27 protein-coding genes are annotated in these 26,514 nt (G+C 65.6%); 9 read left to right on the forward strand and 18 right to left on the reverse strand.

Annotation, left to right across the window (positions count from 1 at the left end):
* Window positions 1-84: 84 nt before the first annotated feature.
* Together lptF and lptG are read left to right on the forward strand one after the other, a co-directional pair.
* On the forward strand, window positions 85-1,278 hold the full coding sequence (gene lptF, locus O6Y00_RS19355; RefSeq protein ID WP_353444182.1) for an LPS export ABC transporter permease LptF: 1,194 nt from the start codon (window positions 85-87) through the stop codon (window positions 1,276-1,278).
* Window positions 1,275-2,372, forward strand: coding sequence for an LPS export ABC transporter permease LptG (gene lptG, locus O6Y00_RS19360; protein WP_353444183.1), 1,098 nt, complete (start codon window positions 1,275-1,277; stop codon window positions 2,370-2,372). The genes lptF and lptG overlap by 4 nt, the downstream gene beginning before the upstream one ends.
* A gap of 122 nt (window positions 2,373-2,494) precedes the next feature.
* Here lptG and O6Y00_RS19365 read toward each other — a convergent pair whose 3' ends face one another.
* A complete protein-coding gene (locus O6Y00_RS19365; RefSeq protein ID WP_353444220.1) occupies window positions 2,495-3,598 on the reverse strand; it encodes a fatty acid desaturase family protein in 1,104 nt (367 codons plus the stop codon).
* Window positions 3,599-3,773: 175 nt separating this feature from the next.
* On the opposite strand from O6Y00_RS19365, the gene O6Y00_RS19370 reads away from it, so the two are divergent.
* On the forward strand, window positions 3,774-4,925 hold the full coding sequence (locus tag O6Y00_RS19370) for an N-acetyltransferase (protein WP_353444184.1): 1,152 nt from the start codon (window positions 3,774-3,776) through the stop codon (window positions 4,923-4,925).
* Window positions 4,926-5,036: 111 nt separating this feature from the next.
* Here the strand turns inward: O6Y00_RS19370 and O6Y00_RS19375 are convergent, their stop codons facing one another.
* The 7 genes from O6Y00_RS19375 to O6Y00_RS19405 form a co-directional block, all read right to left on the reverse strand.
* On the reverse strand, window positions 5,037-5,360 hold the full coding sequence (locus tag O6Y00_RS19375; protein WP_353444185.1) for a hypothetical protein: 324 nt from the start codon (window positions 5,358-5,360) through the stop codon (window positions 5,037-5,039).
* A complete protein-coding gene (locus O6Y00_RS19380) occupies window positions 5,361-6,155 on the reverse strand; it encodes a transporter (RefSeq protein ID WP_353444186.1) in 795 nt (264 codons plus the stop codon).
* A complete protein-coding gene (gene xth / locus O6Y00_RS19385; RefSeq protein ID WP_353444187.1) occupies window positions 6,152-6,922 on the reverse strand; it encodes an exodeoxyribonuclease III in 771 nt (256 codons plus the stop codon). The genes O6Y00_RS19380 and xth overlap by 4 nt, the downstream gene beginning before the upstream one ends.
* 7 nt (window positions 6,923-6,929) lie before the next feature.
* Entirely contained in the window at window positions 6,930-7,268 is a 339-nt protein-coding gene (gene erpA, locus O6Y00_RS19390) for an iron-sulfur cluster insertion protein ErpA (RefSeq protein ID WP_353444188.1), read from the reverse strand.
* Window positions 7,269-7,489: 221 nt separating this feature from the next.
* Window positions 7,490-8,671, reverse strand: coding sequence for a M23 family metallopeptidase (locus tag O6Y00_RS19395; protein ID WP_353444189.1), 1,182 nt, complete (start codon window positions 8,669-8,671; stop codon window positions 7,490-7,492).
* 259 nt (window positions 8,672-8,930) lie between these two features.
* Complete coding sequence (locus tag O6Y00_RS19400; RefSeq protein WP_353444190.1) at window positions 8,931-9,383, reverse strand: peroxiredoxin; 453 nt, start codon at window positions 9,381-9,383, stop codon at window positions 8,931-8,933.
* Entirely contained in the window at window positions 9,376-12,060 is a 2,685-nt protein-coding gene (locus tag O6Y00_RS19405; RefSeq protein WP_353444191.1) for a bifunctional [glutamine synthetase] adenylyltransferase/[glutamine synthetase]-adenylyl-L-tyrosine phosphorylase, read from the reverse strand. Before O6Y00_RS19405 ends, O6Y00_RS19400 begins: the two co-directional genes overlap by 8 nt.
* 76 nt (window positions 12,061-12,136) lie before the next feature.
* On the opposite strand from O6Y00_RS19405, the gene O6Y00_RS19410 reads away from it, so the two are divergent.
* A complete protein-coding gene (locus O6Y00_RS19410) occupies window positions 12,137-12,319 on the forward strand; it encodes a hypothetical protein (protein WP_353444192.1) in 183 nt (60 codons plus the stop codon).
* Window positions 12,320-12,367: 48 nt separating this feature from the next.
* On the opposite strand, the gene O6Y00_RS19415 is transcribed toward O6Y00_RS19410, so the two are convergent.
* The 3 genes from O6Y00_RS19415 to O6Y00_RS19425 all read right to left on the reverse strand — a co-directional run bounded on the left by O6Y00_RS19415 (window position 12,368) and on the right by O6Y00_RS19425 (window position 14,131).
* On the reverse strand, window positions 12,368-13,021 hold the full coding sequence (locus O6Y00_RS19415) for a sigma-70 family RNA polymerase sigma factor (protein ID WP_353444193.1): 654 nt from the start codon (window positions 13,019-13,021) through the stop codon (window positions 12,368-12,370).
* Window positions 13,022-13,117: 96 nt separating this feature from the next.
* Window positions 13,118-13,255, reverse strand: coding sequence for a hypothetical protein (locus tag O6Y00_RS19420; RefSeq protein ID WP_353444194.1), 138 nt, complete (start codon window positions 13,253-13,255; stop codon window positions 13,118-13,120).
* Between the two features lie 72 nt (window positions 13,256-13,327).
* Complete coding sequence (locus tag O6Y00_RS19425; RefSeq protein WP_353444195.1) at window positions 13,328-14,131, reverse strand: response regulator; 804 nt, start codon at window positions 14,129-14,131, stop codon at window positions 13,328-13,330.
* A gap of 38 nt (window positions 14,132-14,169) precedes the next feature.
* On the opposite strand from O6Y00_RS19425, the gene O6Y00_RS19430 reads away from it, so the two are divergent.
* The 3 genes from O6Y00_RS19430 to O6Y00_RS19440 all read left to right on the forward strand — a co-directional run bounded on the left by O6Y00_RS19430 (window position 14,170) and on the right by O6Y00_RS19440 (window position 16,625).
* Window positions 14,170-14,571, forward strand: a complete 402-nt coding sequence (locus tag O6Y00_RS19430) for a NepR family anti-sigma factor (protein WP_353444196.1) — start codon at window positions 14,170-14,172, stop codon at window positions 14,569-14,571.
* Window positions 14,572-14,681: 110 nt separating this feature from the next.
* On the forward strand, window positions 14,682-16,202 hold the full coding sequence (locus O6Y00_RS19435) for a sensor histidine kinase (protein ID WP_353444221.1): 1,521 nt from the start codon (window positions 14,682-14,684) through the stop codon (window positions 16,200-16,202).
* 288 nt (window positions 16,203-16,490) lie between these two features.
* Entirely contained in the window at window positions 16,491-16,625 is a 135-nt protein-coding gene (locus O6Y00_RS19440; protein WP_353444197.1) for an entericidin EcnA/B family protein, read from the forward strand.
* A gap of 259 nt (window positions 16,626-16,884) precedes the next feature.
* Here O6Y00_RS19440 and tatC read toward each other — a convergent pair whose 3' ends face one another.
* The 5 genes from tatC to O6Y00_RS19465 are packed head-to-tail and all read right to left on the reverse strand — an operon-like array spanning window position 16,885 to window position 19,911.
* Window positions 16,885-17,673, reverse strand: coding sequence for a twin-arginine translocase subunit TatC (tatC, locus tag O6Y00_RS19445; RefSeq protein ID WP_353444198.1), 789 nt, complete (start codon window positions 17,671-17,673; stop codon window positions 16,885-16,887).
* Between the two features lie 57 nt (window positions 17,674-17,730).
* A complete protein-coding gene (gene tatB, locus O6Y00_RS19450) occupies window positions 17,731-18,270 on the reverse strand; it encodes a Sec-independent protein translocase protein TatB (protein WP_353444199.1) in 540 nt (179 codons plus the stop codon).
* A 38-nt stretch (window positions 18,271-18,308) separates the two neighbouring features.
* Entirely contained in the window at window positions 18,309-18,554 is a 246-nt protein-coding gene (locus O6Y00_RS19455; RefSeq protein WP_056055794.1) for a Sec-independent protein translocase subunit TatA, read from the reverse strand.
* A 35-nt stretch (window positions 18,555-18,589) separates the two neighbouring features.
* On the reverse strand, window positions 18,590-19,192 hold the full coding sequence (gene scpB, locus O6Y00_RS19460; protein ID WP_353444200.1) for an SMC-Scp complex subunit ScpB: 603 nt from the start codon (window positions 19,190-19,192) through the stop codon (window positions 18,590-18,592).
* Window positions 19,189-19,911, reverse strand: a complete 723-nt coding sequence (locus O6Y00_RS19465; RefSeq protein ID WP_353444201.1) for a segregation and condensation protein A — start codon at window positions 19,909-19,911, stop codon at window positions 19,189-19,191. Before O6Y00_RS19465 ends, scpB begins: the two co-directional genes overlap by 4 nt.
* A 106-nt stretch (window positions 19,912-20,017) precedes the next feature.
* On the opposite strand from O6Y00_RS19465, the gene O6Y00_RS19470 reads away from it, so the two are divergent.
* Both O6Y00_RS19470 and map read left to right on the forward strand, forming a co-directional pair.
* Window positions 20,018-20,224: a ParD-like family protein gene (locus tag O6Y00_RS19470; protein WP_353444202.1), complete on the forward strand. Its 207-nt coding sequence runs from the start codon at window positions 20,018-20,020 to the stop codon at window positions 20,222-20,224.
* 1 nt (window position 20,225) lies between these two features.
* Window positions 20,226-20,999, forward strand: coding sequence for a type I methionyl aminopeptidase (gene map / locus O6Y00_RS19475; protein WP_353444203.1), 774 nt, complete (start codon window positions 20,226-20,228; stop codon window positions 20,997-20,999).
* 198 nt (window positions 21,000-21,197) lie between these two features.
* Here the strand turns inward: map and O6Y00_RS19480 are convergent, their stop codons facing one another.
* Both O6Y00_RS19480 and O6Y00_RS19485 read right to left on the reverse strand, forming a co-directional pair.
* Window positions 21,198-22,199: a glycoside hydrolase family 3 N-terminal domain-containing protein gene (locus O6Y00_RS19480; protein ID WP_353444204.1), complete on the reverse strand. Its 1,002-nt coding sequence runs from the start codon at window positions 22,197-22,199 to the stop codon at window positions 21,198-21,200.
* A 186-nt stretch (window positions 22,200-22,385) separates the two neighbouring features.
* Window positions 22,386-26,462 (reverse strand): translocation/assembly module TamB domain-containing protein, encoded by a 4,077-nt coding sequence (locus O6Y00_RS19485; protein WP_353444222.1) that lies wholly within the window; start codon window positions 26,460-26,462, stop codon window positions 22,386-22,388.
* Window positions 26,463-26,514 lie beyond the last annotated feature (52 nt).

Consider the following 26,514-nt stretch of genomic DNA (forward strand, 5'->3'; position numbering starts at 1 on the left):
GTTCAAACGCGGTGCGATTGAGGATGACGCTTCGCCCCGGCGCCCCTATACCTCCACGACCCAGCATACCGAGCCCAGCCCCGCATGAAATCCATCGACCGCTATATGGCCCGGCTGATCGCAGTGCCGCTCCTGTCGACATTGCTGATCGCCGTCATGCTGTTCGTACTCGATCGCATGCTCGGGCTGTTCAACTTCGTCGCGACGCAAGGGGGGCCGATCAGCGTCGTCTGGCGGATGCTCGCCAACCTGCTGCCCGAATATCTTGGCCTCGGCATCCCGATCGGGCTGCTGCTCGGCATCCTCCTCGCTTTCCGCCGCCTGTCGACCTCGTCCGAGCTCGACGTGCTGCGCGGCGTAGGCATGAGTTACAACCGGCTGTTGCGCGTGCCGTACATGTACACGATCGCACTCGCGCTGCTGAACCTGGCGATCGTCGGCTACGTCCAGCCGATCGCCCGCTATTATTACGAAGGGCTGCGGTTCGAACTGCGCACCGGAGCGCTCGGCGCGTCGATCAAGGTCGGCGAGTTCACCAATCTGGGCTCGCGGATGACGCTGCGGATCGAGCAGAGCAAGGACAAGGGCCGCGAGCTGTCCGGGATCTTCGTCCACGCGTCGAGCCAGAATGGCGACTGGCTGGGGGTGACCGCGGAGAAGGGCAAGTTCCTGGCGACCGACGATCCCAACGTCATCATCTTCCGGCTTGCGAACGGCACGCTCGTCCACAACCGGCCCGAGTTCAAGACGCCGCGCGTGCTGACCTTCACCAGCCATGACCTGCCGATCAACCTGCCCAAGTTCGAGAGCTTCCGCGTCCGCGGTGGGCGCAATCTCGAATACACGTTGCCCGAACTGGCCAAACAGGGTCAGCGCGGCGCGACGCTCGTGCAACGCGACGGCAGCCGTTCCGAATTCCACTTCCGCCTCGCCGAAGTCGCGACGATGTTCCTGTTGCCGCTGCTCGCGCTCGCGCTTGGCGTGCCGCCCAAGCGATCCTCGTCCGCGCTCGGCGTGTTCCTGTCGATCGTGATGATCGTCACCTATCACAAGGTGAACCAGTACGCCGCCGATGTCGGCGAGCTCGGCCGGATCGATCCGATCATCGCGCTGTGGGTGCCGTTCACGATCTTCGCCGGGCTGATCCTGTGGATGTACTACACGATCGCCTACGTTCCAGGCGGGCAGCCGATCGGCGCGCTCGAGCGCGTCTTTTCCAAGTCGTTCAAGGCGATCGCCAGGCGCCTGCCCGGACGTCGCAAGGCGGATGCCGCATGAAACTCGTGAGCTTTTTCCCGTCGCGCACCGTCGCGATCTACATGGGCCGGATGTTCCTGGTCCGCACGTTCGCCGTGCTCGCGGCGCTCGTCCTGGTGCTTCAGGCGCTCGATCTGCTGAGCAATTCGGGCGACATCCTCGCCTTTCCGGGCAATGGCGATGCGCAGGTCTGGCATTACGTGTCGCTGCGCGCGCCGCAGATCATTTCGCGCTTCCTCCCGTTCTCGGTCCTGCTGGGTACGATCCTGACGCTGATCACGATGAACCAGAACAGCGAGATCGTCGCGCTGAAGGGGTCCGGCCTGTCCGCGCACCAGGTGCTCGCGCCGTTGCTGGTCGCCAGCCTCGGCGTCGCGGTGATCAGTTTCGTATTCAACGACCGGGTCGTGGCGCGTTCCACGGCGACGCTCAACCAGTGGCAGAAAGTGAATTACGGCAAGCTGCCGATCGACCGCGGCGATCGCGCCAACGTCTGGGTCCGCGACGGCGACGACTTGATCGAGGTCGCGCAGATCCGCGGCCGCGGCAATGAAACCCGGCTCGGCGGCATCACATTGTACGATCGGACCGGCGGCAATCTCGTCGCGATCCTGCGCGCGGATCACGGCCGGCGTGTCGCAAATGGCTGGCAGGTAGGCCCGGCGACGCGGTTCGAAGTCGCGCGCGGCACGGTCACTGCGCTTCCCTCGCTGGTGATCGCCAAGGACGTGCGACCCGACCAGTTCACGTTGGCGAGTGTCGATGCGGATGGCTTGTCGTTCGGCGCGCTGAAGGCGGCGATCGGCGATCTCTCCGATGCGGGACGGCCGACCAAGGCGCTCGAGGGCTCGCTGTGGCACAAGCTGTCCGGGCCGCTGTCATCGGTGCTGATGCCGCTGCTGGGCGCGGTCGCCGCGTTCGGGATCGCGCGCTCGGGCAAGCTGTTCGTCCGCGCCGTCATCGGTATGGGACTGGGTTTCGCGTTCTTCGTCGCGGACAATTTCGCGTTGGCGATGGGTAATTTGGGGGCTTACCCCCCGTTCCTCGCCGCCTGGGCGCCGTTCCTTTTGTTCTTCCTGATCGGCGAAGCGGTGCTGATCCGGTCCGAGGAATAGCGCTACCCCATAGTCGTCATTCCCGCAAAGGCGGGAACCCATATACTCTAGCGCTTATGAACCCGTCGCGACGCTAGCCAGTATGGGTTCCCGCCTTCGCGGGAATGACTGACAAGGTAGCTTTAGCGCCTAACCATCGTGCTGCGGGCGATCTTGCTGACCAGACCCGGCAACCCCGGATAGCTCGCCTTGTGATACGGCGACATCGCATCCAACTCCGCCGAGATGCGGCGGTGCGCCTCGCCCAGCGCATGATAGGGCAGCCCCGGCAGCAGATGATGCAGCGCATGATAGCGTAGCCCGACCGGCGCCCACAAAGCGGGCAGCAAAGCCGGCGGCGGCACGTTGACCGTGTCGAGATACTGCGCGGTAACGGTCATCACTTCGCCGTCATTCTCCCAAAGATGCGCGACCAGCGTACGGACCTGGTTGAGTACCGCGAACGCCGACGCGATCCCGAGGAAGGTCAGGAACGCACGCAGCGGCAACACGCCCGTCACGGTGATCGCGATAAGCGTGATGGCCCAAAGGCTCGCGGCGAGTTCGAGGCGGTTCCAGTATGTTTTCGCGTCACCCTCAGGCGCACGACGACGGAACTGTGGGTTGATCGCCAACGCCGAATAACGCTCGACCACCATCGTCCGCAACTTCGACGACAGCAGCGAAACCGGCGACAGGATCGCGAACCGGATCAGCAACGCGATCGGCGCCAGCGCGGACACGACGATGAACAGCGGCAGCGTCCACGGCTTCATCAGCGCAAGCGGCAGGTATTCGGGATCCTCGACCGTGCCGTAGCGCGTCTTCGCGTGATGGAGATTGTGCACGCCCTCGTACATGAACGACGGCGTCAGCATCGGCACGCCGACCAGGATGTTCCAGCCGAGCCGGAAGTGCGGCACCGCAGCATGCTTCATGTGGCTGACTTCGTGGATGAAGCTCAGTCCGCGATACAGCCCGAGCACGGACGCGATCGCGGCGATCACGACGACCCCGGTGGAATCGCTCGTCGCGGCGATTGCCAGCGCGCCATAGCCCAACACGACCGACGCGATCAGGTCGCCCCAATACACGACAGGCCGCGGCTTCACGAGATCGCGCGTCAGGTCCGCTGCGGCGCGCAGCATCGCCTTGTCGTCGGCGATACGGACCATGCCCGCGCCCGTGACGGGTGCACCTGGTATTGGAGCGGCCGTGCCGCGAGCGAGGCTGAGCGAGGTATCCATGGGCATATCCATTGCCATGAGATAATGGCTGCAGCGTGGCATTTACAGGTTGCCCGCCTGGCGCCGCGTCAGGAATCGCGATCACTCTGACCGTCTCCGGCGATGACGCAGGTGTCACTCGCCTTTGCACGCAGCGCTGGCTAGATACGCTCGACGGCGCATTCGGGAACGACACATGGCTAATCTCATCATTCGACCGGTCGAGACCAAGAAGGATCGCAAAGTCTTCATCGACCTGCCCTTCCGTCTTTACGCCGACGATCCGCATTGGGTGCCGCCGCTGAAGTCCGAAGCGCTGGGGCTCATCACGCCGGAGAAGAACGGCTGGTTCAGCCATGCGAAGGCGCAATTGTTCCTCGCCGAGGAGGACGACCGAGTCGTCGGACGAATCTCCGCACATATCGATACGCTGGCGCTGACGATGCCGCCCGAGCAAGGGTTCGGCCCCGGTGTCGGCCAGTGGGGGCTGATAGAGGCGGAGCGGCAGGACATCTTCCAGGCGCTGCTGGCGCGTGCCGAGGCGTGGCTGCGCGAGCAGGGCATGACGCGCGCACTCGGGCCGATCAGCATGTCGATCTGGGAGGAGCCGGGCCTGCTGATCGACGGCTATGATCATCCGCCGACGATCATGATGGGCCACGCCAAGCGGGAATATCGCGGCTGGATCGAATGGGCGCAGTACCGCCCGATCAAGCAGCTGATGACCTACGAGGTCGACGTCACCAAGCAATTCCCGCCGATCGTCCAGCGCATCATCAAGTCGGGCGAGAAGAACGCACGGATCACCGTCCGCAACGTCGACAAGACGAAGTTCGAGGAGGAAGCGGCGATCATCCTGACGATCCTCAACGACGCGTGGCGCGACAATTGGGGGTTCGTCCCGCTTACGCCGCCGGAAATCAAGGACGTGGGCGTGAAGCTGAAGCCGATCGTCTTCAACGACCTGATCCGCATCGCCGAACTGGACGGCAAGCCGGTCGCGTTCATGATCACGCTCCCCGACCTGAACGAGGCGATCAAGCCACTGAACGGCAGCCTGTTCCCGTTCGGCTGGGCAAAGCTGTTGTGGTGGCTGCGCAAGCCGAAGGTCCGGACGGTGCGGGTGCCGTTGATGGGCGTGGTGAAGGAACTCCAGGCGTCGCGGATGGCGAGCCAGCTGGCCTTTATGATGATCGAATATATCCGCCGCGCGTCGGTCGAGAATTACGGCGCCAAGCGCGCCGAGATCGGCTGGATCCTCGACGACAACCAGGGAATGCGCTCGATCGCCGAAACGATCGAGAGCCGGGTGAACAAGGTGTACCAGGTGTACGAGCGGACGCTGTAGGCGCGGCCTCTCGCTTCCGTCATCCTGACGAAAGTCAGGACCCAGGGTACCGAACGCTGCCCTGTTTGGGTCTCGATCCTGACTTTCGTCAGGATGACGGGGGTGGGCGGCCTATTCCCGCTTACCCTTCCCGAACGGGATCTTGAGCGTCACCGCAGCACCCTGCCCGCTCCCACCGGGCAGTTCGGTGCGGATCGCGTGGACATTGCCCTTGCCGCCGCCAGGGAGGCGAAACGAGAGCAGATCATCAAGCGGCGGGGCGACGGACTGGGGTAGCGTTTCGAGACGCTGATCCGTCGGTTTGGCGCAGATCACGATCTCGCCCCCTCCGGGCTCGGACGGACACGGCGTCGAAATTCGCGGCACGCGCTTGCGCAGTTCGGGCGGAAGCGGCGGCCCGGCTACCGCTTGCAGCAGGAGCAGGCCGACCAGCATCTAGAACCGCCGCGATACGCCCGCGTAGAGCCGTGCGTCGGGCGCCGCGTCGTTCAGTCCCGCCGCGCCGAGCACGTCGAATTGAAGATCGTCGGACGCCGACCATGCGAGCGACAGCGCCGCGACCGCCTGGGTCGCATGCTCCTCGGGGTCGTCATCGCGCAACGCCTGCAACTCGCCCGTCAGCGTGAAATCCTTGTCGAGCTTCAAGGCCAAGCCGGCAGCGGCGCTGTAGGCGAGATGCCGGCCGTTGCCGTCCTGATCGACTGCGGCGTCGATCTCGGGACTGAGGTCGAGCGAAACCGTGTCCGACAGTTCGTAGGTGACGGGGATCAGGAACCCGGCGCCCCAGTCGCCCGCGCCGATCGAGGATCGCCCGACCGGCAGCGTGACATAGGGGAGGACCGCGAGGGAGAACCCCGAGCCGTCGGGGTTGTAGAGATTGGCCTTGAGCCCGAGCGACACGTCGCCGACGCCGTCGACCGTATCGACTCCGGTCGAGCCGCGCATCCGGTCATGCCCGAACGGCGTCCAGCCGACACGCGCCTCTATCGTATCGGTGACGCCGACGCGAACCAGCGTATCGCCGATGAGGATGTTGTCGTCGCGCGAGCCGGGCTGATCGTCGCGTGTCCAGTCGGCGATCGATGTCTCGACCGAGATGCGGCCCTTCGCCATCGTGCAGGCGGGCGTATCGATCCCCGGTCGCTCGGGGCAATATTCACGCTCCTGGGCGCTGGCACTCGCAGCATGCATCGCCGCCAGCGAAACCAGGACCACCGCCAAACTCTTCATCGCAGCCTCACCCAGGTCGGAGCATGATCGCTCGCCTTTTCACGGCCGCGATACGCCTTGTCGACACCGGCGTCGATCATCCGATCGGCGGCTTGCGGACTGAGCAGGAGATGATCGATGCGGAACCCCGCATCGCGCTGCCAGGCGCCCGCCTGATAATCCCAGAACGTCCAGACGCCGCCCTTGGGGAATTGCGTGCGGAGCGCGTCGGTCCAGCCCTGAGCGACGAGCGCGCGGTAATGCTCGCGGCTTTCGGGCTGCATCAGCGCGTCGTCCTGCATCGCGCGGACCGAGAAGGTATCGTCGTCGTTGGCGATGACGTTGTAGTCGCCGGCCAGGATCGCCGGTTTTTCCTCCGCAAGCAGAACGCGCGCGCGGGCCGCGAGGCGGTCCATCCAGCGGAGTTTATAGTCGAACTTCGGACCCGGCTGCGGGTTGCCGTTGGGCAAATAGAGCGCCGCGACGACTAGCCCGTCAATGTCCGCTTCGATGTAACGGCTGTGTTCGTCCTCGGGTTCGCCGTCGAGGCCGCGTTGCCGCACTTCGGGTACGCGCCCCTTGGCGAGGATCGCGACGCCGTTCCATGCCTTCTGACCATGCCAGACCGCGCCGTAGCCGGCGGCCTCGATATCGGCGACCGGGAAGGTGTCGTCGCTCGACTTCAGCTCCTGGAGGCAGACGATGTCGGGCTGGTCTTCGGTCAGATATTCGATCAACCGCGGCAACCGCGCCTTGATGCCGTTGACGTTATACGTGACGATTTTCATCTGATGATCAGACCGAGAAGCTGGAGCCGCAGCCGCATCCCGATGCGGCGTTGGGGTTCTCGACCTTGAACGCGGCGCCGGCGAGCGATTCGACGTAGTCGACCGCGCAGCCGCGGACGAGGTCGATGCTGACGCTGTCGACGACGAGCTTCACGCCGTCATGCTCGGCGATCACGTCGTCGGACTCGACCGAATCGGCGAACCCGAACTTGTACTGGAAACCGGAACACCCGCCACCATCGACTGAGAGACGCAGGATCGCCGGCTTCCCCTGCTTGACGGCGATCGCCGCGACGCGTGCCGCAGCGGAGGGGGTGAGAATGATTTCGGGTGCCAGCGTTGCCATACGCTGGAGATAGGCGGTCGCGCTATCCGCGGCAACCTTGGGGTTTGGTGGGAGTTAGTCCGAACCGGCGCGCGGGGGCGTTCCCGCTTCTTCTCCCATCCCTGGAAGGGAGGGGGCGGGGGTGGGTCGGCTTCCGCATGTTGGCACGACAGTGGCTCAAACTGGCCTATCCACCCGCAGCCCCCCCCTTTCAGGGATGGGAGCATACAGTATCAGTCGGATCAGTCCTGTGCGGCGGGGCCGCTGGTCGAGACGGGGATTGCGTTCACGGCGCGGTCCTGCGCGGCGAGGAGGTAATCGGCGGTCGTCAGGAACGGTACCGGGTTTACCGCGTGGCCGTCGATGCGAACTTCATAGTGAAGATGCGAACCGGTCGAGCGGCCGGTCGATCCCATCAGCGCAATCAGCTGCCCGCGCGTGACGCGGGCGTTGTCGGCGACGAGGATTTTCGAAAGATGGCCGTAGCGGGTCGCGATGCCCTTGCCGTGGCTGATCTCGACCATGTTGCCGTAGCCGCCCTGGCGACCAGCGTGCGCGATGATGCCGTCGGCGGTCGCGTAGATCGGCGTGCCGATCGGGCCGGGAATATCGACGCCGGCGTGCATCGCCGCGGTGCCACGGAACGGATCGGAGCGGATCCCGAAATTGCTGGTGAACGAGAGCGAGTGGACCGGCTGCACCGACGGGATCGCGATCACCCCCTGCTGCAACGTATCGAGCTTCTTCCAGGTCTGGAACAGCGTGCGGAACTGCGCATCGGCGCGCAGATCGGCGCTGGCCTCCTCGCTGTTGGCGGCGATCAGCGGACCACCCATCGCCGCGCTGGTCATGGCCGAGCTCCGCGAGCGCTTGGCGACGCGCTCGGGGCGCAGGCCGAGCTGCCGGACGGTCGCAGTGGTCTCGGCATAACGCTGATCGAGCAGCTTCTGCGCGACGCCGGCGAGCTGAACCTGATGCCCCTCGACCTTGACGAGTGGCTTCACGACATCGGCCGCAAGACGATCGGCGGCAGGGTCGATCGCCGGGGTCGCAACCGCCAGAGCCTTGGCGTCGCCGGTACCAGTCAATGCGGCGGCGATCAGCGCCTGGCGGTGATCGACGCGCTGGGCGTGCGCCTCGGCGGTGTCCCGGATGGTCGCGACACGGGCGCGCATCTGGCCGATCTGGTGCTGCATCTGAGCGATCTGCGCATCGGTGTCGGCAGGCTTGACCGCACCGGCTGCGGCAACCGCGCCGTAACCAGAGAAGCCGAGAGTGACCGCGCCGATCGCCGCCATCGCGGCCTGTCGGCCTGCACCAAGGCTGACGCGGCGAACCGAACTGCCGTCATGAAAGAGAAAATCGCGCGTCGCGAACACCGCCTTGAGGCGCGTCACGATGGCTGCTGCGGTAAAATCGACCATTGGTCCCCGACACAAAAATACAGGGCCGTTCGCCCCCAAGCGGACGGCTCCGAAACTCTGTCCTGACTCGCAGCCCCTCCGCGCACCAGACAGGGTCGGTTAGGCCGGATCCGGCCGTATCCGGCAATAGCGCGGGTACGATCGCGCGGCGGAGCGGCAGGTTGCTGCGGCGAACCGAAGCGAGTCCGGGGGCCGGCGCCGGAACGATCGCCGCACCTTCCAAAATGTCCGCGAATCTCCGTCCGTTACAACGGCGTCTTCAGAGCGCCTTCGCAGCCGCCAATACGGCCTCGGCATGGCCCGCCACGCGGACCTTGCGCCACGCTCGGGCAAGCGTCCCGTCGGCGCCGAACAGGAAGGTCGCGCGCTCGATTCCCATGTATTTCCTGCCGTACATCGCCTTCTCGACCCAGACGCCGAATGCCTCGCACGCGACGCCGTCGACATCGCTTGCGAGGCTCACCGTCAGACCGTGTTTCGCAGTGAATTTCGCGTGCGAGGCGGGCGTGTCCTTCGAGATCCCGACGACACCAACTCCCGCGGCCGCGAACGCATCGGCGAGCGTGGAAAAGTCCTTCGCTTCGGTGGTGCAGCCGGTCGTGTCGTCCTTCGGGTAGAAATACACCACGAGCGGCGCGCCGAGGCTGGCCAGCGGCACCGCCTTGGCATCGATCGTCACCGTCACATCGGGGATCGTCGCGCCATCATCCATCTTGCTCTCCCGTCACGTGCGCCCAGAATTGCGCGACTTCCTGCCGCGTCGCCTCGAACGTGGCAACCACCGCCGACCAATCCGCCACGCCGATCGCGCGCGCAATCAGGTCTTCCGTCGCGTGGCCCGGCGGCGCGGCATCCGGCGCGACGAGGCGCAACGTGACGAGCAGGCGTGTCAGTACGTCATGCGCGGCGCGCAACGTCGAGGGTGCGAGGTTCCGCGCTGTCAGCAGGTCGACCGCGGTACCGAGATTGGCGTCGAGACCGGTGCGGTTGATCAACTGCACAACATGCACCGCGAACTCCAGATCGACGAGGCCACCAGGCAGAAGCTTGGCGTCGAGCGGCCCCTTGGGTGGTTTGTGCGCGGCCATCTCCGCGCGCATCGTCCGCGCATCGGCGACGATATCACGGCTCGGGCGATCACCCTCGAGTACGGCACGAACGATCCCGGCGACGGCGCCGCGCGCATCCGCCGAGCCGAACACCGGCCGGGCGCGGGTAAGTGCCATATGCTCCCACGTCCATGCGTCCTCGCGCTGGTAGCGTGCGAAACTGTCGAGCGTCACGACCAGCGGTCCCTGCCCGCCCGACGGTCGCAGCCGCGTATCGATCTGGTAGAGTGGACCCGCCGCGGTCGCGACCGACAGCGCCGCGGTCACGCGTTGTGCCAGGCGGTTGTAGTAGAGCGTGGCGCCTAGCGGCTTTGCGCCGTCCGATTCGGCGGTGAAGTCGCCGGTAAAGAGATAGATCAGGTCGAGATCGGAGGCGTGCGTGAGCATCGCACCACCCATTCGGCCGAGCGCCAGGATGATGAGTTCACTGCCGGCTATGCGGCCGTGCGACTTGGCGAATTCCTCGATCGTCGCGTCGGCGAGGACGCCGATCGCCGCCTCCGCGACCCGGGCATAACCGGCGGCGACCGCGAGAGGGTCGGACGCGCCGGCAACGATCTGCGCGCCAAGCGCGAACCGCAACTCGCCGACGATCCGGCGGACGTAGTCAAGTTGCGCCTGATAATCGCCCCCCGCCTCTCCCCCGCGCATCAGAGCTTCAAGTGCCGCGATGTCGCCGACCGGTTCGAACGCGGTCGCGTCGATCAGTCCGTCGAGCAGGTTGGGCCGTCGCCCGAGGTCGTCGGCGAGCGTCGGCGCATGACTGAGAATCGCCGCGAGCAAAATCGCCAACCCCGGACGTGCCTCCAGCAGGCGGAAGATGTTGATCGCGCTCGGCAGCCGTTCGAGCAGCGCGTCGAGCCGCAGCAGCGCAGCTTGCGGGACGGGCGCGGTCGCAAACGCAGAAACCAGCGTCGGCAGCACCGCCTCCAATGCCTCGCGCGCCGCCGGGCTGCGCAGTGCCGGGTACGTGCCGCTGCGCCACGCCTCGATCCGTTGCCGAGCCGGCTCGGGTACGTCGAACCCGGCAGCGGCGAGATCGGTCTCCAGCGTCACCGCGTCGCGCGAGAAAGCGGGCCGCACCGTGTCGTCGAGCGCGTCGTAGATCCGGCCCGTTGCGGCCACGCGCGGGGCGAGCAACGCCAGCAGTGCACCGCCATCGTCGAGCCCGTGCAGCCTGGCGACGCGGTCGAGCGCCTCGCCGGTCGGCAGCGCATGCGTCTGGCGATCGTCGATCATCTGCACGCGGTGCTCGATCGTCCGCAGCAGCGTGTAGCCGTCGATCAGAGCGCGCGAGTTGTCGGTGTTGATCCATCCTGCCTCGGCGAGTCGCGCGAGCGCGTCCCGAGTGTCGGGTGCCCGCACCGCGGGGTCGCGACCGCCGTGGATCAGCTGGTGGATCTGCGCGAAAAACTCCGCCTCGCGAATCCCGCCGCGCCCGCGCTTTAGGTCGTAACCGGGACCGAACGCCTGCCCCTGCGCGTGATGATCACGGATCCGCGCGGAGATGCCGCGGATCTCGCGGATCGCGCCGAAATCGAGCGCACGCCGCCAGACGAACGGCCGGATCGCATCGAGAAACCGCGCGCCGAGCGCGAGGTCGCCCGCCGCCGCGCGCGCCTTGATGAACGCAGCGCGCTCCCACGGCAGCGCCTGCGACTCGTAATAGCCGATCGCGGCATCGACCGGCAGCACGATCGGCGTGATCTCGGGCGATGGCCGCAACCGCAGGTCGACGCGCAGGACGTACCCGTCGCCGTCGCGCGCCTGCAACAGCTCGACCACTCGCTTGCCGATTCGCACCGCCGCCTCTTCGGGCTCCTCGCGCGGTCGGCGGGGTAGCGTGGCGGGATCGAACAGCAGGATCGGATCGATGTCCGACGAATAATTGAGCTCGCCGCTGCCCTGCTTGCCGAGTGCAATCCCGGTGAAGCCGAGCGGTTCGGCGCCGGGCGTGCGCTCCTCGATCGCGGCACGGATCGCCGTGTCGAGCGCGTAGTCGGCAAACCCGGTCAGCGCGCCGGTCACCGCCGTTAGATCGAGCACGCCCGACAGATCGCCGATCGCAACATTCAGTGCCAACGCACGTCGTTCGATTCGCAAACGCCGCGCGACCGGCATGTCCGGCATCGCACTGGACGCGGTGAGATCGAGCCGCCCCTCGGACAGCGACCGCGCAAGCTCGGGCTCCCGATCGAGAACCATCGTGAGGAAGGGCGACCAGAGACGCGCCCGCACTGTCGCCTCGTTTACCGCTTGTTCAGCATTCGTCTCAGCCATCGGACGACACTATAGAAGCGGCATCTAACCCACCACGACAAAGCAACAAAATCGATGTCGGTTCGTTGTGACTTCCATGACCTACGCATTTCTCACGATCAAACGCGAAGGGAACGGCCATCACGTCGTGGGCCGCCCGCGCGTTACCGATGTCATCGGGCATACGCTTCGTGGCGCCTTTGAAGATCCACACCAGCTGCCCGAAGACATGGCGCGAATGCTTCGTCAACTTGACCAAGCTGGAAATCGGTTAAACTAAGCTAAGGCAACGATGGGCAACCGCGTCGGCTGCCAACGAATGTATGATCTAACGTCCGCGGCTAAGCTCTTCGACGTCACCCATGATCGAATCGAGTGCCGTCTTGCTGGTGTCGGTTTCGTGATCACGCCTTGACGGTAATGAGCCGTCGGTCAGGATCGTCTCCAGCGCGACCCGTCCACGCGCAACCCGGCTCTTGATCGTGCCGACCGCGACATTGCAGATTTCGGCCGCTTCCTCATAAGCGAAACCACCGGCACCGACCAAGATCAACGCCTCACGCTGTGGCTGCGGCAGATGCATCAGCGCACGCTGCATGTCGCCCAGCTCGACATGACGATCCTGACTCGCCGGTGCGGCCAGAATACGGTCAGCCACCAGATCGTCCCACTCGCCCTTGAAGCGCGCACGACGCATCTGCGACAGATACAGGTTGCGCAGGATGATGAAGGTCCACGCCCGCATATTCGTTCCCGCCTGAAACCGCAGCCGCGCGGCCCACGCCTTCAGCAACGTCTCCTGAACGAGATCGTCGGCGAGATCACGGCTACCCGACAGCGAGCGCCCGAACGCACGGAGATGCGGGATCACCTGCGCAAGCTGCACCTTGAACTCGGCATCGGACAGCGAGACGTGCTCGACGGGTTCGGTGACCTCGTCGATATCGTCCTCGGCGTCCGTCCGCGGGGCAGGCTGCGTCATGGTAATCCAATCAATCCCGATAGAAAGCGGCCGTTTACGAACGACGAACATACGCATGCGCCGCCAGCAATGCCAGCGGTCACACTGTAAAACAGATCAGCGAATAACGAGGAAAGCAAATATGGCGATCACAAGAACCAGCGAAATCGCCAGTATGTATCGTGTCATATGCGGCGTGGCGCCCGCCCTTGCGTCGTCGGCGTCGATATGGATCGGTTCGTTTGGATCAGCCATGGTTCAGTAAACCTCCGAGAACCGTTTTGGGTCCGTAACCTTTTACGACAACGGACCCGGTAGCGCTTCGGATCAAGCGGTCGGAACCGTTGCCTGATCGAAGAACAGCGCCTGGCTGATCGCCGCCTTGACGGTCGAACGCTGGAACGGCTTGGTGATCAGGAACGTCGGCTCGGGACGCTCGCCGGTCAGCAGGCGTTCGGGGAATGCGGTGATGAAGATCACCGGAACCTCGAACTCGGCCAGGATATCCTTGACCGCGTCGATACCCGAACTGTCGTCAGCCAATTGGATATCCGCGAGCACGAGGCCCGGACGCATTTCCATCGCCAGCGCGACCGCCTCGTCGCGGGTGACGGCGACGCCGGTGACATCGTGGCCAAGATCGCGAACGATCGTCTCGATATCCATCGCGATGATCGGTTCGTCCTCGATGATGAGCACCTTGGCGCGCGTCTGATTTTCGATTTCAGACAGAGCGTCGGCGACAAGCTCGTCGACCTCGCTCGGATCCACCTCGATCAGATACGCGGCATCCTCGGGCGTGAACCCTTCCATCGCGGTCAGCAACAGCGCCTGACGCGACAGCGGCGTCATCCGGGCAAGACGCGCGCGCGCCACCGCTTCGTGACCCTCGGCATCGCTGCCGCCCTCGTCGGCGACCTCGTCGAAATTGGCCGAGTTCCAGATCGCCTGGAACATCCGGTACAGGCCGAGACGGGGATCGACATCGCGGGGGAATTCATCCGGCGCGGCGACGATCGCCTCGAGTGTGGCGCGTACATATTTGTCGCCATGCATCTGGCTGCCGGTCAGGGCCCGGCCATAGCGTCGCAGAAATGGGAGATGCGGTGCGAGTTGCTGTCCTAGCGACATGGGTAACGAATACTCCCTGATCCTATGCGGCCCCTCATGTGTCGGGCGGCTCGCATCATTGCAATGGTACGGGTCAAAAATGCTGCATCGCCGATACGCCTCGCCGTTCGTGCGAGACGCTGGCATGCGGAGATGCGGATTTTTCGCTCGAACGTGGAACTATCGAGATGCTATTTGGTTTCACGAGCATCTTTTCACGAGTGTGGTCAGGCGCCCAAGGGCAGATATACTCGTTCGTCATCACAAGATCGGTTTGCGTCGTGCAGGGGGAAATTTTGAGTTTGGGCCACGACACGGATGAAACAGTGCCTGCCGCAACGCCGATCAAGGTCCAGAACAAGGACCAGCAGATGGGATCAGCACTGCGCTCGGTTTATCAGAAAACCGTGGACGAGGCGATCCCGGACGATTTGCTCGATCTCCTCGGCAAGCTAGACTGACGGCGGGCCGGATGGCCTCGCCCACCAACCAAGCCTTGGACACGCCGGCCGCCACCGACGCCGTATCGCCGCAGCGTAGCGAGATGCGGTTCGTAGCTGCGATGCGCCGCATGCCCACCGGCGCCAAACTATTCCTTATCCTGAACGCCGCGCTGTTGCCGCTGGCGTTGATTGCGGTGTTCGCGACGTTGCAGACGACGCGCCTCACCGATGCGGAAGCGCGCGCCCGGCTGCGCGTAACATCGAACGAAAGCGCGCGCGCGATCGCCATCGAGCTGGTGGGCGATATGACGGCCTTGCGCGTGGCGGTAAACGCGCTGGGATCCGACCCCGCCGACGCACCCAGCTGCGCGCGGGCCCAGGGCGTGTTCGCACAGCAATCTTCGGCCGGTACGCGCTTCATCATCACCGATCGCGCCGGCCACGTCTTGTGTGGTGCCGCCCTGCCCAATCCAGTCGCGTTGCGTCAGGAAGACATGCCGGTCACCGCCGCGATCCTGCCCGATCAAGGGCTCGTCCTCGCGATCTCGGGTCCTGGCGGCAATACGTCAGCCCGCGCGTATTTTCCACGCCCGTTCCTGGAAAAGATCGGTCGTCCTTCGACTCGCGCTTCGGCCTTCAGCAGCGCGATCGTGCTCGATGAGGACGCCCTTCACCTCGAGACGATCGCCGACGAACGCCCGCTCGACCGGATGGAAACGATGCGCACCGATCTCGGCGTCGCCGGACTGGCGCTGAGCACCAGCATTCGTAGCGCCCCCGTCACCTCGTCTCTGATCGTCGCCATGCTGTTGCCGCTGGTAATGTGGATCGCGGCTGCAAGCATCGCCTGGTTCGTCGTCGACCGGCTGTTGATACGGCCCCTGAGACGGCTGCGTAGCGCGGTTGCGGCCTTCACGCCCGGCGAGGAGCTCGAACTCGATACCGTCCGGACGCTTCCGGCCCAAGAAATTCGTGAACTGGGCGAGACCTTCCAGGCGATCAGTCGGACCGTTGCGCTGCACGAGGCCGGGCTGGCCGACGGGCTCGTCCGGCAGACCAAGCTGACGCGCGAGGTGCATCACCGCGTGAAGAACAATCTGCAGGTCATTTCGAGCCTCATCAATTTCCACGCGCGCAGCGCGCCAAGCGCGGACGCGACGGCGGCCTATTCCTCGATCCAGCGCCGCGTCGACGCGCTTGCCGTCGTCCACCGCAATCACTTCGCAGAACTCGAGGAAAATCGCGGGCTCAACCTGCGAACGATGGTCGGAGAGCTTTCCGCCAACATCCGCGCGACCGCGTCGGACCGGTCCCACGGGCTCGGTATCACGCTGGATATCGACCCCTATCTGGTAAACCAGGACGTCGCGGTGGCACTGGCCTTCCTGATTACCGAAACGATCGAACTCGCGATGACCTGCGATCCGGTCGCGCAGATCCGCATCGTCGTGAAGCCTGCCGACAAACCGGAGCGAGCGCTGCTCCGGGTGGTATCGCGGGCACTGGTGGAGAGCGATGCGTTGCGCGAGGCTGCGTCGCGCTATGGCCGCGTCATGGAGGGCCTGTCGCGCCAGCTTCGTGCACCGCTGCATCACGATCCGCTGGTCGGCGCGTACGAGATCGCGTTCGCCGTCGTCGGTCGCGACTGAGCCACTTGACACACATCAAACTGCGTTTTTTTCGTATCGAAAGCGAAAAATTGGGGAACCGACCCAGGCTCGCGCCGTTCTACACTTCGGATAGCGAATTTATGCCCCCCCGCTCTCGCTATCCAGAACACAGGCCCGGAAGCATCACCCTCCCCCCCCGGTGATGTTGCCGGGCCTTTATTTTTTCCGTTCGATATCCTGGGGTTCCGCGCCGACATGGTCGGAACGAATATACCTCTCAACCATTTGACCTCCGGTGGCATTCAAGCCGTTCATGGAGGACGTATCATGCGTAAATTGGTTGGATTGGCGATCGTGGCGAGCGCTCTGTTGGTTTCGGCCTGCAACACGGTCGAAGGCGCTGGCAAGGACGTGGCGTCGGCCGGCAAGACTGTCGCGAAGACCGCGGACAGCGCCAAGTAAGCCTTTGCGCTTTGACGATGGGACGGGGTCCGGCGCACACGCGTTGGGCCCCGTTTTCGTTCCTGGGGGTTGGGCGGGCTCGCCAGTCAGCGTTTGGCTATAGGTCTGTCCAAGTTCGCACCGCCAGCCGAGGCTCGCTCCGGCCCCCCGTTCCGCAGGTTACGTTCTCGCTCTTTTGCGGGACCGTGGATGCGGAACGAGCTGAGCCTGACGAACAACAGCGTTGATTTGAGACGCTCGCCCTGATTGGCGATCGGTCTTAGCTTTCGACGATCTCGGTAGCGTCGGACTCGTCTTCGACGGCTTTTGCCTTGGCACGGCTCCGTTCGGTGAACCAGATGCCGATGAGCGCCAGTTCGTACAGGATGACCAGCGGGATCGCGAGCAGCAGCTGCGAGCCGATATCCGGCGGCGTCAGCACCGCGGCGATCGCAAACGCCGCGACGATCGCATAGCGACGTGCACCGATCAGCTGTTTGCGGGTGACGATCCCGGCCCGTTCGAGCAGCATCAGCAGCACCGGCAGCAGGAACGAGATGCCGAAGCCGAACAGGAACTGCATCACGAACGAGAGATAGTTGCCGATCGCCGGCAGCGCCTCGCGGTGGATGCCGCCGACCATGCCGTCGAACCCGAGCAGGAAATGCAACGCCATCGGGATCGCGACATAATAGGCCATCGACGCGCCGGTCAGGAACAGCACCGGCGTCGCAAGGATGAACGGCAGCAGCGCGCGCTTTTCCTTCTTGTACAAACCCGGCGCGACGAACTGCCATAGCTGGTTCGCAATCACCGGAAACGACAGCATCATCGCAGCAAAGAACGCGACCTTGATCTGGACGAAGAACGCCTCGAAGATCTCGGTATAGATGACCTTGTTCTGGCCCGCCGCGAGCAACGGGTGAACCAGGACGGCAAAGATATCCTCCGCGAAATACATCGAGATCGCGAACGTCACGACGAGCGCGGCAATGCAATATAGCAACCGACGGCGCAGTTCGATCAGATGATCGAGCAACGGCGCCCGGCTTGCGTCGATCTCGCTCATGCTGTGCCTTCGGCGTTTGGGGAGGCGTTCACGACATAACTCTCACGATGACAGCGCTCACGATGACGCTATGTCGGATTTGCCGGTCTTGTCGTCGGGATGGGCCGCAGTCGCCGCAGGGGTATCGAACAGGTCCGGTCCACGGTCCGCGACCGGCTTCGCGTCATGGTCGACCGGAACCCCGGCCGCGGCGGGCGTAGCGGCGTCTGACGGAGCGGCAGCGACCACCGGCTTCTCGACCATCACCGCCTCGCCCGTATGATCGTCCGCATGATCGACGGACCGGTAGTCGCGGCGATACTCCTCGGTTTCGGGCGAGTGCACCACCTGCGTGGTATCGGCGGTAGCGTCCGTACCCGTCTGCGGATGCTCGCGCATGATGCGTTCGTTCTCCGACGCCCAGCGCTTTTCCATTTCTTCGAGTTCGGCCTCGCGGACCATCGAGTCGAAGCCCGAGCGGAACTGCCGCGCGACACCCCGAGCCTTGCCGACCCAATAGCCGACGACACGCATCGCCTTGGGCAAGTCCTTGGGACCGATCACGATGAGCGCAACGAAGGCCACGAGCAAAAACTCGGAGGCATCGATATTGAACATTCAGCAGTGCCTAACCGGGGACCTGTACTCGACCGGCTTCAAGCGGGGCGGTCGTCGCGGACGCGATTGCCGTCGCGATCGAACGCGGGGTCGGCCGTCTTCTGCGCTTCGATCCGCGCCGATGGCTTGGCCGGCGTCTCGTCGTCGTTCTCGGACATGCCCTTCTTGAAGTTCTTCACGCCCTTGGCGACGTCGCCCATCAGGTTCGAGAATCGGCCGCCGCCGAGAAGGAGGATCGCGACGACCGCGAGAACGAGCAAGTGAATCGGGCTAAAACCGCCCATGGCAATTCTCCTGGAAACTGAACCCTATCTAAGCCTCATCCTGCCGCTTTGCCAGCCACCTCGCCATCCCCACCGTCATCTTCGCTATCTTCGAGGCGATCGAAGGCGAGATCGACCGGATCGAGCAGCCCGGCGGCGCGCAGATCGTCGATTCCGGGCAGGTCGCGGCGGCTCTGGAGGCCGAAATGGACAAGGAATGCCGGCGTGGTTGCGAACATCAGCGGGCGTCCCGGCACTTCGCGTCGTCCAGAGGGCTTCACCCAGCCCGCTCCCATCAGGACGTCGAGCGTCCCCTTCGAGATCTGCACGCCGCGAATCGCTTCGATTTCCGCGCGGGTGACGGGCTCGTGGTAGGCGATGATCGCGAGCGTCTCGATCCCTGCGCGGCTGAGGCGGCGCGGTTCCTCGCGGTCGCGGCGGAGCATGTGCGCCATGTCGGGCGCGGTCTGGAACTGCCAGCGCTCGCCGCGTCGGACGATGGCGATGCCGCGGCCGGCATAGTCGGCCGTTAACTGATCGAGCGCGGCACGAACGTCGCCGGTGCCGACATGCGCGCGAATCGCGTCGAGCGTCAGCGGTGTCTCGGCCGCGAACAGCACCGCCTCGACGGCGCGCGTGAAGTCGTCCGGTGGGGTCACGCGCGGGCCCTCAGATACAGCGGCGCGAAGGGTGACGCCTGGCGCAATTCGATCTTGCCCTGCCGCGCGAGTTCGAGCGCCGCGACGAAGCTGGACGCGAGCGCCGACCGCCGCAACCGCTCACCCGCCTCGGGGAGGAAGCTCTCGATCACGCTCCAGTCGATCCGCTCGCCGACCAGCATCGACACGCGCTCCAGCGCCGCCTCCAGCGTCATCACTTCGCGGTCGGCAACCACGTGCATCACGGGCCGCGTCCGCGCGGAAATGCGGCCGTATGCGGCGATCAGGTCGAAGATCTCCGCCTGCCATGCGGCCTTGCGCACCGTCCGCAGCCCCTCGGGGGCGCCGCGCAGGAACACGTCGCGCCCGGTCCGGTCCCGCGCCATCAGTCGCGCACCGGCCTCGCGCATCGCACTCAGGCGTTCGAGCCTCAGTTGGAGCCGCAGCGCGAGTTCCTCCGGGTCGGGCTCGGCGAGCGGGTCGCGGGGCAGGAGCAACGCCGACTTCAGATACGCCAGCCACGCGGCCATCACGAGATAGTCGGCGGCGAGTTCGAGCTTCAGCGCGCGCGCGGAGTCGACATAGGCAAGGTATTGCTCGACAAGCTCTAGGATCGAGATCTTCCGCAGATCGACCTTCTGCCCACGTGCGAGCGAGAGCAGCAGATCGAGCGGCCCCTCCCATCCGTCGAGATCCAGGGTCAGTTGCGCGTCGTCCATCGCCGGACGCTACAGCGCGCGCTGCCGGGCATCCACCCTCCACGTTTGACGACCGACCATATGAACCGTACACGTTTCTTATGGTCGGAGTGAGTGTGAGGCTTGAATGGGTATCGTGAAGATCGACGACGCGCTGCACGAGGACGCGCGGCGGGCGAGCCAGGTGCTGTGCCGGTCGATCAATGCGCAGGCGGAGTTCTGGATGAAGATCGGCATGTTCGCCGAGGCGAACCCGACTCTGTCCTTCAACGATATCGTCACCGCGCAACTCGCGGCGGCCTCGGTGCGGGTCGCCGACAAAACGGCAGCCTGAGATGGTGAAGACGCCGGCCGAACTGGCGCTGATGCGCGTGTCGGGCGCGTTGCTGGCGTCGGTGTTCGAGATGCTCGACGTGCAGGAGCTGGCGGGGCTGTCGACGTTGCAGGTCAACGACATGGTCGACCGCTTCATCACCGACGACCTCGCCGCCCGGCCCGCGAGCAAGGGGCAATATGGCTTCGAATATGTCCTGAACAGCTCCATCAACCATGTCGTCTGCCACGGCGTGCCGAACGTTCGCGACGTCATCCGCGACGGCGACATCGTCAATCTCGATATCACGCTGGAGAAGAACGGCTTCATCGCCGATTCGAGCAAGACGTATATGGTCGGCACCGTTCCGCCCGCTGCGAAGCGTCTCGTGCGGATCGCGCAGGAGGCGATGTGGCAAGGTATTCGGCAGGTCCGGGCGGGCGCGCATCTCGGTGATATCGGCTTCGCGATCGAGCGGCATGCGAAGAAGCACGGCTATGCAGTGGTGCGCGACTATTGCGGGCACGGCATCGGTCGGGAGATGCACGAGGAACCGCAAGTGCTCAATTTCGGGCGCGCGGGGACCGGCATGATGCTGCGCGAGGGGATGGTGTTCACGATCGAGCCGATGATCAACCAGGGGACGCGCAAGGTTTCAACCGAGGATGACGGGTGGACCGTGGTGACCGACGACGGCAAGCTTTCGGCGCAGTTCGAGCATACGGTGGCGGTGACGCGCGGCGGGGTCGAGGTGCTGACGTCGCGCGGGGATGAGCGGGCTCGGGGGTTGGGGTGATTTGGGGTGAGCGTGATTGGGGCGGTCGCAACCGTTCAATCCATTCCGTTCGTGCTGAGTAGTGCCTGAGTAGGCTCGCAGAGCCGTACTGAAGGCGCGTATCGAAGCACAGGTTCCGCGCGCCAACCTGTCCTTCGATACGCCGCTTCGACAAGCTCAGCAGCTACTCAGGACGAACGGGGGTTCGGGCATCGGGAGTTAAGCGCTGGCGAGTAGCGCATCGCGAATTGCGATCAGTTCCGCGAAATCACCCTTGGCCGCGCCGACCGACTTCATCGCCCGATCAAGCCTCACGCGCGACGCGTCCGAAATCTCCCCCAGCCGCCCGGCGATCTCGACCATCTCATCCATGCGTGCCCAGCAGTCGAGCACCAAATCGCACCCAGCGGCGATCGCGCCCGCCGCCTTGTCGCCGGCGGTGCCTGACAGCGCCTTCATGTCGATGTCGTCGGTCATCAGCAGGCCGTCGAAGCCGATCCGCCCGCGGATGATCTCGTCGATCACGATCGGCGAGAGCGTCGCGGGGCGGTCGGCATCCCAAGCGTCGAAGACGATGTGCGAGGTCATGCCCATCGGCGCCTGGTTGAGCGTGCGGAACGGTTCGATGTCGATCTCGAGGTCGGCGTCGGTCGCGGTAACGGTCGGGAGGTGGTGGTGCGTGTCGACCTTGGCGCGGCCGTGGCCGGGCATGTGCTTGACGACACCGACCACGCCGCCTTCGGCCAGCCCTTCGAGCGTCGCGCGGCCGACGGCTGCGACGCGCATCGGGTCGGAGCCGAACGTGCGCGAGGCGACGGCTTCCGTAGTGTCGGGCTGCGACACGTCGAGCAGCGGGAGACAGTCGACGGTGATGCCGACCTCGCTGAGCATGACGCCCAGCGCCTGCGCGTTAGCGCGTGCCGCCTGGATCGCGGTCATCGGCGCGCGTTCGTAGGCTGCATCGAACACCGGGCCGGCGGGAAATGCGGGCCATTCGGGCGGTCCCATTCGCGCGACGCGGCCGCCCTCCTGGTCGATCAGGATCGCAAGATTTTCGCGTCCGGCTAGCGCGCGGAGCGAGTCCGTCAGCGCACGGACTTGGTGGCGATCGACGATGTTGCGCTTGAACAGAATGTAGCCGGCGGGCTCGCACTCGGCGAAGAACGCGTGTTCGGCGGGGGTGAGGACGGGGCCGGACAGGCCGAAGATGACGGGCTTCATGACTGGATCCTAAACCGAAAGCCCCCCTTACCGTGCAGCCGGGCAAGGGTCACCTCCCCGGCGGAGGCCGGGGCCCAGTTGGGGGACGGTAGTGGCTGAAGGCAACTCTTCGTTACTGCGACCTCGCCAACTGGGCCCCGGCCTTCGCCGGGGAGGTGCCTGCTCACAGCCTCGGGACCCGTGCGATCAATAATCCTTCGACACGCGGACGTTGGCGCTCTGGCGACCGAGCGTGGAGATGCTCGACAGCAATGACAGCCAACGGGTGACCTGGAACTCGACCTGCGTGGCGGAATAGCCCTGACCGTCGGTGACGATCTCCGCGTAGAGGCGTCGGGTGACGTATTTGCCTGCCGCGATCGAGGTGCCCTGCCCGGTCTGCGGATCGGCGGGGAGGATGCGGAGGCGGTCGAGCCCGGCGGCGCGGCGCACCGCGTTGATCGGGTTGAGGCCGCTGCCGCCGCCCTGCAACGCCGCGACTGCTGCTGCCAACTGAAGGGCTTCGGGCGCGGACAGATTGGTGATCGAGGTGCCGAACAGCAGGCGCGAGAGGAGTTCGTCCTCGGGTAGCGCTGGCGTACTGGTGAAGCCGATCTCGGGTTTCAGCGCGTAGCCGGTGACGCGGATCGATGCGCTCAGGCCCGTCGAGTCCGCGTTCGCCTCGATATCCAAAGCGGGGTTAGCCGGGACTTGCCCATCGAAGCGGATCACGCCGCGCGCCAACTCGAACTGCCGCCCGGCAAACTCGTAGTCGCCGCGGATCAGCGTCGCGCGGCCGGTGATCGCGGGGTTCTCGGGCTGGCCGGCGATCTGAAGGTTGGCGGACCATTCGCTGGTGAGGCCGAGGCCGCTGACCATGACCTGGTTCGGCGCACGCGCCTTGATCGCCAGCGTCCAGGGCTTGGTCGGGGTCGCGACTTCCTCGCCGCCGTCGGGCAGGTTGATTTCGCGGATGTTGAGTTGGGGGACGGCGCTGGCAGCGGTGGCCTGGCCGAGGCGGTAGCGGCTCTTGTCGAGCACGACATCGCCCGCGATCGTGCCGCCCGAACCGTTCGACTTGAACGTCAGCGGCCCGGAGACGGTCGCGCCGATGTCGTCGCGGTTGATCATCACCGCCTTGTCGGCCTGCAATTTGAGGTCGAGACCCACTCCCGCAGCGGCGGCGAATTCGAACTGGCCGGTGCCGGTGACGCGCCCGCCCTTGCCCGCGTCCGCGCCGAACCGGTCGATCACAAGCCGCGAGCCGCCGAAGCGCCCGGTCGCCTGGACGTTGGTTAGGACAGTGCCGGTGGTCGCACTCTCGATCCGCGCGCCGTTCGCCTGGACGATACCGCGCAGCGTCGGGTTGGCGAGCGTGCCGACGACGTCCGCACCGATCGCGACAGGGCCCGACAGGTCGAACAACTCGACCCCGGTGAGCCGCCAGAGCGTATCGGCCGGACCGCTGTACCGAAGCTGACCGAACAGGCGGGCGTTACTGATCCGGGATGCCAAGTCCCCCTGCCCCAGCGGCGCAAGCTGGGCCTGAGCGCGGCCGATCGTCTTGCCGGCGGACGCGATCACCGCGCGCAGGCCGAGCTTGTCGGGGGACAACACCGCTGCGACACCGACATCGATCGGTCGCGACGACAGGACGAGCCCGGCGCGGCTGAGCCCGCGGATCGTGAGATCGGCCTTGCCGGTCGGCGCGGCGCCGTTCGCGGTGGCGACGTTGAAACGCCCTGATGCCGAACCGCTGAGACCCAGCCCGGGATAGCCGATATCGAGCAGCGCGAGCGGCATCCGCGTCAGGCTGGCGTCGACCGCGGTGCTGTTGCCGGTGAAATGGCCACCGACCTGTGCCTCGCCGCCGCCGAAGCTGAGCTTGGTGGGCGCGAGGTGCCAGCCGTCCTCGGCCTGTGTCAGCACCGCGGGCGTGAGCAGTTTCAGCGGGCGGCCGTCGAGCGTGCCTTGCGCGGAGATCGCGTAGCTGTTGGCGGTCACCTGCGTGACGCTCTGGATATCGAACGCCCGTCCGCGCGAGCCGGCGATCGATGCCTTGATCGTCCCGACGCCGCCGCGCAGCGATGCGGAACCGTTGAACCGCGCGAGGCTGAGCGTGCCGCGACGCAGGCCCAGGCCGGTCGCGGTCGCTTCGATCGAGGTGCCCGCCGGGTCGAGCAGCGTGACGAAATCGAGCTTGCCCGCACGCAGCGCAACGGTGTCGAGCGTCGCAGCCTTGGCGGCGAGATGGCCTTCGATGCGCTGAACGGTCCCGACCGGACGGAACAGAAGTTCGCCCGAGATACCGCCGGCAACCGCGAGCTGCCCGTTGAAGCCGCCATCGACCACCGCGAGATTGCCGCTCGCCCGCGTGCCGGCGACGTTGAGCGCGGCGACCTGAATCGTCGCGTCAGCACCCGGCGGCAACAGGATGGCGCCGTTGGTCGTGAACGGCCCGAGCCGCGATCCGCCGGCTGCGGTGAACGCGAACCCCTGCGGCGTCGGATCGAGATGCGCGCGGACGTTCGACAGGCCGAGCGTCGCATTGGGGCTCGCGAAGACGAGGTCTAGCGTCGGCTTGTCGATCTGGCCGTCGAGTTTCAGCGTCACCGGGCCGTAGGTCTGCTGGCGCCCGCCGCCCTCGAAATGGAAGGTGCCGTCGCGCCGACGATAGCCGTTGCCGGTCAGCCGGATCTGCGGCGCGGTCAGCACCAGGTTGGTGAAGTGCAGGATGCCGTCAGTGGTGCGTTCGAGGTTGGTGGTGATCCGCGGCAGACCGCCTGCGAGGCTGCGGAAGAAGGCATTGTCGAGCCGCACCATCTGCGCGCTGCCCTGGCCGATCACGCGCGTACCGTGGCGGTTCGGGCCGGGGACAACGCGCAACGTGGACTTGACGTCGACGATGCCGAGGCCGGGGATCAGATAGCGACCGAGCCCGCCGTTGATGCCGACCTCGAACTGGCCGTTGCGCAGGTCGACCGCGAGATTGATGCTGCCGGTGAGCTTGTCCGAGCGCAGCCTCAGCGCGTCGCCGGTGAGCAATGTCGGCGTCACCCGGAGCAGGCCGTCGACTGTCAGATTGCGCAGGATCCCGCCCGCGACGGTGCCTACGCCGGTGACGCGCGCCGCGGTGAAACGGATCGGGACAGTTACCGGCGCCGCGGACAGGCGGCCCTTGCCGGCGGCGTGGGCGTTCTCGAACCCGGTCTGGTCGAACGCGAACCGGCTCGCGTCGAGACGATAGTCGAACGCCGCGGTCGCGAACGGGCCGTCGAGGATCGCACGGAGCTCGACCATGTTGCCGGTCATGTTGTCGAACAGCGCGGGCGGTCGGAGCAGCCGCGCCTTGATCCGCACGTCGCGGTAGGCGTTGGCGGCGAGATCGATGATCCCGGTCGTGTCGATCGCCAGCGCGGGCGTTCGGAGCGAAAGCTGCCCGTCCAGTCGGCGGTTGGCGAACTCCGCACTGCCGTTGACGAGAATGCGCGGCGCCGTCAGCCGTTGCAGCCGCCCCTTGAGCAGCGACGACGGCGCGAGCGTGCCCGACAGCGTGTAGCGCCCGGCGACTTGCGCGAGCGCGAGATCGACGACGCGCGTCGAGCCGACGATGCCGTTGGCGCGACCGTTCCACTTCGCCCAGCTGCCTTCGCCGGTGACCGCGAGCGCGACCGGCCCCTTTGCCTTCACCATCCGCGCGAGCACGCCGCCCGCGGCCCCCTTCGCGGCGACGTCGAGATCGAAGCGGTCGCGGGCGGGCTCGGCGTCGATCCGGAGCTTCAGATCGTCGCTGCCGGCGACGCGCGCCTTGAGATCGACCAGCGCTCGGCCGGAGCGAATGTCGGCGCGGCCTTCGAGTGTGCCGATCCGCTGCGTTCCCAGCACGCGCTTGGCGAGCGTCAGCCGACCGACCGAGAGCTTGCCGATATGGATATCGAAATCAGGTAGGATCGGGCCACGCGTCCGGGACGGTTTGGTGCGCGGTGTGTGCGTCAGGATCGCGCGATCGACGATCAGCCGCTGGATCTCCAGTCGGTTCGAGAACCAGTCGAACGGCGACCATTCGAGCGTCACGTTGGGCGCCTGGAAGACCAGCCCTTCCAGATCGTACACGCGCAGGTCGACCAGTCGCGTATCGCCGTACAGCGATCCTTCGATCCGCCCGACCGTGAAGCGCAGCCCGTTGGCAGTCCTGATCGCGGCGATGCGGTCCGCAACGAAGCGGTGGCCGATCCCCGTGTCGACGATCAGCAAAGCCGTGCCGACGATCACGAGCAGCGCCATGACCGCGCTGGCGATCCAGCGCCACCACGCGATCCGGCGCTTTGGAAGAGGA

It is taken from the genome of Sphingomonas faeni (assembly GCF_040407565.1).
GTDB classification, from domain to species: domain Bacteria; phylum Pseudomonadota; class Alphaproteobacteria; order Sphingomonadales; family Sphingomonadaceae; genus Sphingomonas; species Sphingomonas faeni_F.

What these genes read in the sequence shown, in the direction of transcription:
- O6Y00_RS19380 (WP_353444186.1), bottom strand. Translation starts at nt 6,155, where the DNA reads ATGAAGAGTTTGGCGGTGGTCCTGGTTTCGCTGGCGGCGATGCATGCT.
- O6Y00_RS19470 (WP_353444202.1), top strand. Translation starts at nt 20,018, where the DNA reads ATGGGTATCGTGAAGATCGACGACGCGCTGCACGAGGACGCGCGGCGG.
- O6Y00_RS19415 (WP_353444193.1), bottom strand. Translation starts at nt 13,021, where the DNA reads ATGACGCAGCCTGCCCCGCGGACGGACGCCGAGGACGATATCGACGAG.
- O6Y00_RS19400 (WP_353444190.1), bottom strand. Translation starts at nt 9,383, where the DNA reads ATGGATGATGGCGCGACGATCCCCGATGTGACGGTGACGATCGATGCC.
- O6Y00_RS19375 (WP_353444185.1), bottom strand. Translation starts at nt 5,360, where the DNA reads ATGCTGGTCGGCCTGCTCCTGCTGCAAGCGGTAGCCGGGCCGCCGCTT.
- tatB (WP_353444199.1), bottom strand. Translation starts at nt 18,270, where the DNA reads ATGTTCAATATCGATGCCTCCGAGTTTTTGCTCGTGGCCTTCGTTGCG.
- tatC (WP_353444198.1), bottom strand. Translation starts at nt 17,673, where the DNA reads ATGAGCGAGATCGACGCAAGCCGGGCGCCGTTGCTCGATCATCTGATC.
- O6Y00_RS19365 (WP_353444220.1), bottom strand. Translation starts at nt 3,598, where the DNA reads ATGGATACCTCGCTCAGCCTCGCTCGCGGCACGGCCGCTCCAATACCA.
- map (WP_353444203.1), top strand. Translation starts at nt 20,226, where the DNA reads ATGGTGAAGACGCCGGCCGAACTGGCGCTGATGCGCGTGTCGGGCGCG.
- O6Y00_RS19405 (WP_353444191.1), bottom strand. Translation starts at nt 12,060, where the DNA reads ATGGCTGAGACGAATGCTGAACAAGCGGTAAACGAGGCGACAGTGCGG.
- O6Y00_RS19435 (WP_353444221.1), top strand. Translation starts at nt 14,682, where the DNA reads ATGCCCACCGGCGCCAAACTATTCCTTATCCTGAACGCCGCGCTGTTG.
- lptF (WP_353444182.1), top strand. Translation starts at nt 85, where the DNA reads ATGAAATCCATCGACCGCTATATGGCCCGGCTGATCGCAGTGCCGCTC.
- xth (WP_353444187.1), bottom strand. Translation starts at nt 6,922, where the DNA reads ATGAAAATCGTCACGTATAACGTCAACGGCATCAAGGCGCGGTTGCCG.
- O6Y00_RS19370 (WP_353444184.1), top strand. Translation starts at nt 3,774, where the DNA reads ATGGCTAATCTCATCATTCGACCGGTCGAGACCAAGAAGGATCGCAAA.
- O6Y00_RS19455 (WP_056055794.1), bottom strand. Translation starts at nt 18,554, where the DNA reads ATGGGCGGTTTTAGCCCGATTCACTTGCTCGTTCTCGCGGTCGTCGCG.
- O6Y00_RS19485 (WP_353444222.1), bottom strand. Translation starts at nt 26,462, where the DNA reads ATGGCGCTGCTCGTGATCGTCGGCACGGCTTTGCTGATCGTCGACACG.
- O6Y00_RS19465 (WP_353444201.1), bottom strand. Translation starts at nt 19,911, where the DNA reads ATGGACGACGCGCAACTGACCCTGGATCTCGACGGATGGGAGGGGCCG.
- O6Y00_RS19480 (WP_353444204.1), bottom strand. Translation starts at nt 22,199, where the DNA reads ATGAAGCCCGTCATCTTCGGCCTGTCCGGCCCCGTCCTCACCCCCGCC.
- O6Y00_RS19395 (WP_353444189.1), bottom strand. Translation starts at nt 8,671, where the DNA reads ATGGTCGATTTTACCGCAGCAGCCATCGTGACGCGCCTCAAGGCGGTG.
- O6Y00_RS19410 (WP_353444192.1), top strand. Translation starts at nt 12,137, where the DNA reads ATGACCTACGCATTTCTCACGATCAAACGCGAAGGGAACGGCCATCAC.
- erpA (WP_353444188.1), bottom strand. Translation starts at nt 7,268, where the DNA reads ATGGCAACGCTGGCACCCGAAATCATTCTCACCCCCTCCGCTGCGGCA.
- lptG (WP_353444183.1), top strand. Translation starts at nt 1,275, where the DNA reads ATGAAACTCGTGAGCTTTTTCCCGTCGCGCACCGTCGCGATCTACATG.
- O6Y00_RS19440 (WP_353444197.1), top strand. Translation starts at nt 16,491, where the DNA reads ATGCGTAAATTGGTTGGATTGGCGATCGTGGCGAGCGCTCTGTTGGTT.
- O6Y00_RS19420 (WP_353444194.1), bottom strand. Translation starts at nt 13,255, where the DNA reads ATGGCTGATCCAAACGAACCGATCCATATCGACGCCGACGACGCAAGG.
- O6Y00_RS19425 (WP_353444195.1), bottom strand. Translation starts at nt 14,131, where the DNA reads ATGTCGCTAGGACAGCAACTCGCACCGCATCTCCCATTTCTGCGACGC.